The sequence below is a fragment of the Vibrio sp. 1069 genome (assembly GCF_033340555.1).
Genome location: NZ_JAWOWP010000173.1, coordinates 1 through 907 on the forward strand (window position 1 = coordinate 1; position 907 = coordinate 907).

1 protein-coding gene and 1 pseudogene are annotated in these 907 nt (G+C 35.6%); one reads left to right on the forward strand and one right to left on the reverse strand.

From position 1 onward, the window contains the following. Positions 1 to 18 precede the first annotated feature (18 nt). Positions 19 to 435 carry a YscW family type III secretion system pilotin gene (locus R7040_RS25255; protein WP_318097388.1) on the reverse strand — a complete coding sequence of 139 codons (417 nt, stop codon included), beginning with the start codon at positions 433 to 435 and terminating at the stop codon, positions 19 to 21. 388 nt (positions 436 to 823) lie between these two features. On the opposite strand from R7040_RS25255, the pseudogene R7040_RS25260 reads away from it, so the two are divergent. Then, positions 824 to 907: pseudogene (locus R7040_RS25260) on the forward strand (exoenzyme S synthesis protein C); the annotation flags it as partial.

The window sequence follows — 907 nt, forward strand, 5'->3', positions numbered from 1 at the left end:
CTAATTAAATGTAACCGATTACTTTTTTGTTTCTATTTCTATAGGAAAAAGTCTTAAATCCACTTTCTGACTTCCTTCTCTGAATATATATTTCTGCTCATTTTTGGCGATAATTTGACCTTGAGAATAGAGTTTCCCTATCACTTTCATTTCTCCTTTCCCGGCTTGAATTGGCGCAATAAGAAAAGAATATTGAACTGGTAACTGAACACCTTGATATTGCTGAGAAGCAACAGTAAAACATTGATTTTCAAGAGCTTGATACATCTCCACCTCTATATAGGTCGAAACTGGAGGATGGTATCCTTCGACAGAAATCCACCCATATACATTCGCTTGGCTCTGAACGGAAAATGGCTGTGCAGTCCCCACGGACTGAGCGCATCCAGTCAATAACATTAAACCGATAAGACCGGCCCACTTACTGCTTTTCATTTAGGCTCCCATAAATTATTTTTATCGTCTTATTATGATTTATTTTTACACAACTTCTTATGTGTACGTTTAAATTTTCGGCTTATATTTATTCTACAGATGGACAGCAATAACGTTCCACGTACAACACGTAATTAACATAGTATTTAATTTTTAAGATAACACAATTCTAATTCTTCATCGCTTGTCGATATAAACCAAAATCTCACCATAATAGAATTTAATAACCGTTAATTTTTATATGCACCAGCACTCACTTGTAAGATTAGAAGCAAGGTGTCAATTCTGTGTTTCCGGCCAAAATATAATAACTAACAACCAAAATTGATAAACACACCCCACGATATCGAATATGTTTCCCGATAAAATTCTCAAAAGGACTGTTTCTATGTCAGCACGCCAAACTATCGATGAGGTTTTACAGAAGTTTGCTCATCAAATAGGCTTGCCTGAACTGCATTTGACGGACAAT

What these genes read in the sequence shown, in the direction of transcription:
- R7040_RS25255 (WP_318097388.1), bottom strand. Translation starts at nt 435, where the DNA reads ATGAAAAGCAGTAAGTGGGCCGGTCTTATCGGTTTAATGTTATTGACT.